The sequence below is a fragment of the Veillonella parvula genome (assembly GCF_047241225.1).
Lineage (GTDB): Bacteria > Bacillota > Negativicutes > Veillonellales > Veillonellaceae > Veillonella > Veillonella parvula_O.
Window position 1 is genome coordinate 24,635 of sequence record NZ_JBKTIE010000006.1, and the last position, 5,975, is coordinate 30,609.

The 5,975-nt window shown below is 41.1% G+C and carries 1 protein-coding gene; it reads right to left on the reverse strand.

Annotated features, from left to right (window positions below):
- Positions 1–5,975, reverse strand: a 5,975-nt coding sequence (locus ACLRYO_RS09415) for a hemagglutinin (RefSeq protein WP_413084858.1), incomplete at both ends; no start/stop codon positions are given.

Below are 5,975 nucleotides of genomic sequence, written 5' to 3' on the forward strand. Positions count from 1 at the left end.
TTGTGAGATTTTTGCAATTGGTCTTCTGTAGCAGCACGACCGCTTGTGATGTTGTTAGGATCCCAATCTTTGTTTTCCAAACCTGTCACATAACCGTCTTTGCCATCAACAGATACCTTGCCTGCTGCAATCTTACCATCTTTACCATCGATAGTTACCTTGTCGCCAGCTTTAATGGTACCGTTTTCACCGTCAATTGTTACATTGCCAGCTTTAATAGTACCTTTGTTGCCATCGATTGTAACTTTATCACCAGCCTTGATAGTGCCTGTAGTACCATCCAACGCGATTTGTTTCGTAGCATCAGAGCCTAATGTCACTTGATCTTTAAGACTTACTTCATAGTTCTTTGAACCATTCGCATTGGTGCTAGGTGTCACAGTAATATTATTACCTGCCGATACCGTTGTGGATGCAGCTGCTGTAGCTTTATCCAATTGAGATTTATTAACCGCATCGTTAGGGTCCGTACCGTCAGCTACATTTGTAATCTTGTTACCGCCATTATTTAGACCGTCTTTTGTAAGACTTACTGCATTGCCGCCAGCACGATTGATTGTCATACCATCACCATTGATAACAGTATTATTGCCACCGTTTGTGAAAGTAGCAGACGTCAAGCCTTTCAATTCTTTCGCCAAGCGCAATTTCAATGTATCGGAACCGTCAGAAACAACACCGATGTTATCTTCAGCAGCTAATTTGCTTTCATCGGAGATACCACCCTTAACATTCACTTTATTGTTAAGTTTCTTTTCAATCACCTTGCCTGTATCGCCGCCGTAGAGCATACCATCATCCATGGTTGCCACTTGATGTTCGCCGTTTTTGTCCTGGTAAACAATACGAGTGATACCATCAACACCGTCTACGCCTTTTGCACCTTTAACGCCTTTAGTATCATCATCGTAGCCATTCTTCACGGACATGTCGATACCGCTTGTACCGTTCACCCCATTTGTACCTGCAGGGCCTGTCAAGCCGATATGGCCTACGCCATCTTTACCGAACATAGATACAGCAGGTTTCCCGTCTTTACCAGTAACACCTACCTTACCGTCTAAGCCGTTCGGGCCTTCAGGGCCAGTGATAGTTACACCATCTTTATCACCTTTACCGACCTTCACAGTTTCAGCTTTAAGGTTCTTATTCATCTTCACATCGACAATTGTATTGCCATTTTGATCCTGTTTGATGAAAGTTTTAAGGTTTTCACCGCTGTAGTTATTATCAGCATCAGTACCTTCACCCTTAATAGTGATCTTGGAACCAAGTTTATTAGTCTGTACACCGCCACTATTAGCATCAAACTGCAAGCCTTTATTGATAACATCGTCCAATTTGGATTTGGAGGCAATGTCTTTCAATTTTACGGTTTCCTTTTTATCCGGATGATTTTTATCCTCTACAGTCAAATCAATGTTGCCATTATCATCCACCTTGTAAGCACCGTCAGCTTCAGCCGCATTTTTCGCCAAACGGAAGTCCGTAGCATTAGCGCCTTGTTTCTTAACTTCGTCGCTAACTGTTTTCAACTGATCTTCTGTTGCGGCGCGACCGGATACCATATTAGGATTTTGAATATCCCAATCTTTATTATCTAAGCCAGATACATAGTTGCCAGTATTGCCAGGGTTCGCACCATCTTCTTGTTTACCCATGGTTACAGTGCCAGCTTTCACAGTGTCGGATGCCGTTACAGATTGCAAGCCTGTTAAATTTTTAGCCAATTGCAATTGTAATTTTGCATTACCGTCAGCATCAACCGTCGCAGATGTAACACCGATATTATTTCCGGTTGCCAAATCAGATGCATTTGTCACACCACCTGTTATATTTACTAGCTTGTTAAGCTTAACATTAGATGTAGCACCCATGTCGCCTTTAAATTTAAGGCCGTCGTTCAAAGTAGCCACTTCTTCGTTCGTACCATCAGGTTTTTGGTATCTAATACGAGTTGTAGTCGTACCAGGAGCACCGTCTACACCAGGTTGACCGTCACGAGTAACAGAAATGTTAGTTGTTACACCGTCTTTACCATTAATACCGATTTTACCGTCTTTACCGTTTGCACCAGTAGCAGTAATCGTTTCTACATTGAGGTTTTTACCAAGTTTCACATCAATTGTACTGTCACCGTTACCGTCTTGAGAGATTTCCGTAATGATATTAGAGTTATCCCCTTTAACGGTTACTTTGGAGCCCAATTTATTTGTTTTTACGCCGCCATTGTTAGCATCAAATTTCAAGCCTTTATTAGTTAATGCATCTTCGCTATCTTTGATTTTATCTTTCAAGTAATCCACATTAACCGCTTCGCTACCATCGTTACCTGTCGCATACGCCACATTTGTTACATGAGTACCACCAGTTTTATTAGCATAAGTAGGACCTTCATAAGTTACTTTTGTCTTATCAACGTCACCATTATTGTCCAAATTATACTTAACAGCGCGATCGTTTAATTTATCAAGGCTAGATTTAGATGCGACATCCTTAATCTTAACTGTTTCTTTACTACCTGCATGGTTTTTATCCTCAACAGTTAAGTCAACATCACCGTTAGAGTCAACTGTATAGGCGCCGTCTGCAACTGCCGGATTTGCAACTAAACGATAGTCCGTAGACGCAGCACCTTGGCTTTTAATTACATCGCTGATTTTCTTCAATTGATCTTCTGTAGCAGCACGACCGCTTACAGGGTTAGACTTATTAACATCCCAGTCCTTATTTTCAAGGCCTGTCACATAATTTTTAGTATCAGCGTGTTTACCCATTGTTACGCCGCCTGCTTTTACAGTATCTGTAGCAGTAACAGTAGTAACATTAAGATCTTTTTTCAATTTAACGCCGATTGTAGTATCATCACCAGTTTGCGTAATTTTAGTAGTGATATTGTCATCACCATTGACTGTTACTTTAGAACCAAGTTTGTTTGTTTTTTCATCGTTATTATCAGCGTTAAAACGAAGACCTTTGTTGATAAGTTCAGTTTTGGCATTATTGATATTAGTAGTTAATTCGTTTTTGGCATCGTGCAATTGACCGCCGTTTACAGCGTCCTTACTGCCTGCGCCTACAGTTCCATCAGCAACATTGGTAATCTTTTGATTATTCGCATTGAGACCTGTTGGAGATACATATGTTTTACCGCCTACAGTCAAACCGTTGCTATCAATCTTAGTATTACCTGCTGTCACGCTGTCCAAACCTGTCAATGTTTTAGCTAATTTCACATTTAATGTGCCATTGCCGTCAGATACAACACCGATATTACCATCGGACAGTGTGCCTGTAGCACCGCCTTTAACAGTTACAGTGTCGCCTAATTGTCTGTTGCTTACATTACCAGTATCGCCAGCAAAGTTCAATCCTTTATTAATTTTTGTATTAATACTGGAGATGTCTTGCTTGTTTTGAGCAATATTGCCAGCATTATTTGTGATATTTTGCTTATTATCAGCGATATCTTGTTTATTCTTGTCGATTTGAGTCTTATTAGTATTAACTTTTTCGTTTACCGCTTTTAACTGATCTTCAGTAGCACCGCGACCGGATACAGCCACAGGATTATCTACATTCCAATCTGTATTTGTAAGGCCTGTTACATGACCAGCATCACCGTCTACAGTTACAGGATGTGCTGTACCTACAGTAATTTTATTACCTAAACCAACAGTATATTCCTTACCGCCTGCTGCGTTTGTACTTTCTGTTACAGTTACATTCGCATCCTTTGCTTTTACAGTGGATGCTTTAGCTGTACCGCCGATAGCAGCTTGTAATTGACTATAGTTTACTGCATCATTAGGGTCGCTACCATTAGCAACATTAGTAATCTTTTGATTATTCGCATTGAGACCTGTTGGAGATACATATGTTTTACCACCTACAGTCAAACCACCATTATCAATCTTAGTATTACCAGCTGTAACGCTATCTAAACCTGTCAATGTTTTAGCTAATTTAACATTCAATGTACCATTACCGTCGGATTCAACACCGATATTACCGTCGGATAATGTGCCTGTAGCACCGCCTTTAACAGTTACAGTGTCGCCTAATTGTCTATTGCTTACAGTACCTGTATCACCAGCAAAGTTCAAGCCTTTATTAATTTTTGTATTAATATTGGAGATATCTTGCTTATTTTTAGCGATATCAGTTTTGTTATTCGCAATATCGCCAGCATTTTTCGTGATATTTTGCTTGTTAGTATTGATATCACTAGTATTTTTATCAATGGCAGTTTTATTGGTATTAACTTTATCGTTTACCTTTTTCAATTGATCTTCTGTAGCCGCGCGGCCAGATACAGCCACAGGATTATCTACATTCCAATCTTTATTTTGAAGGCCTGTTACAAAACCTGTAGTACCGTCAATCGTTACAGGTTTTGCTGTACCTACTTTAATAGTATTACCCAAAGTCATGTTGATAGTTGTATCACCATTGGCTTGTGTAATTGCGGCATTGATATTGCTGCCGTCACCTTTGATGGTAACTTTAGAACCTAATAGGTTGTTTTTCGCACCACCTGTATTAGCATCGAAGTTAAGGCCTTTATCTATAGTGTCTTTATTGAATTTAATAGCATCATGAATCGTGCCTTTACCGGTATTGCCGATATTGCTCATCGATAAGTTACCAGTATCAGGGTCAAGGGCTGCATTGCCACCCAAAAGACCTTTTGTAGTGTTTGCTAAGTTACCCAAGGTATTTGCAACACCATATAATTGGCTACCGTTGATTGCATCAGTAGATTGTGCATTCACACGACCTGCAGCTACATTTGTAATGGTACGTTTTACTGTATCACTACCCACGCTAACTGTAGAGTCAGCACTACCACCGGCATAGTTTTTATACCATAAACCGTTTACCAATTGATTTGCTGTGCTTACTGTAGCATCAGTCTTGGAATTAGCACCTAATGCAACAGAACGTTCATGTGCTGCATTAGCAGAAACACCTAATGCCATAGAGTTTGTCTTCTCAGCTTTACTACTTAAACCTAATGCTACAGCACCTACCGCACCATCAGAAGTAGAAGATTGCACACCTATTGCTAGAGAATTACCACCAGATGCAACAGAACCATCACCAGCTGCAACATCAGCGTAGCCATTTGTCGTACTACCCCAGCCAAGTGCAGTGGAGTGAGAACTATTAGCTGTAGCATTCGTACCCAATGCAGCAGACCCCTGTTTAAAAGCCTTAGAACCATTACCAATAGCTACTGCCCAATCACCTCTAGATTGAGAACCATTACCCATAGAAATGGCACCGCCACCACCGGCTTTTGCATCATTACCTAACGCCATGGAGGAACCACCCCAAGCACGAGCATTAGAACCGAAAGCTTGGTCATTATCTTTACCTACAACAGTTCCATTCTCATCGATACCTGCCCACGCTTCGTTACCAAGTGCAAAACCATTAGTGGAACGAACGCGAGTACTATTACCGATAGCAACCGTATTATTCCCGCTCGTATATGAACTACGGCCGATAGCTACAGCTTGTGCCCCATCAGCACTAGTGCCGGAACCAATAGCAATTGCATTTACAACCGTAGTTGTAGCACTTTGACCGATAGCAATGCCACCAGTTCTTTGATTTGCCGGAACACTTTTCCCTTTATTATCATCAACAGTTACAGTCGCACCACGACCAATAGCGATACCAGCCAAAGTTCTACCCTCGTCCGTATCTCCTCTACCTACAGATGCACCAGTACCTACTGAAATACTATAATCACCCTTAGATGCTGTATTATCACCAATTGCGATACCACCGTCGTTTTCAGCTGTCGCTCCGACACCATTTTTAATCGGTGCCCCCAAGGCATCCGTAGGCATCATAACGCCTGTCAACATAACGGCAACTGCTGTAGCACCTACCATTTTAGAGAATACAACCGACAAAGAGGAACGTTTCGTCATGTTCTTTGCTGTTTCTGCCACAACAACATA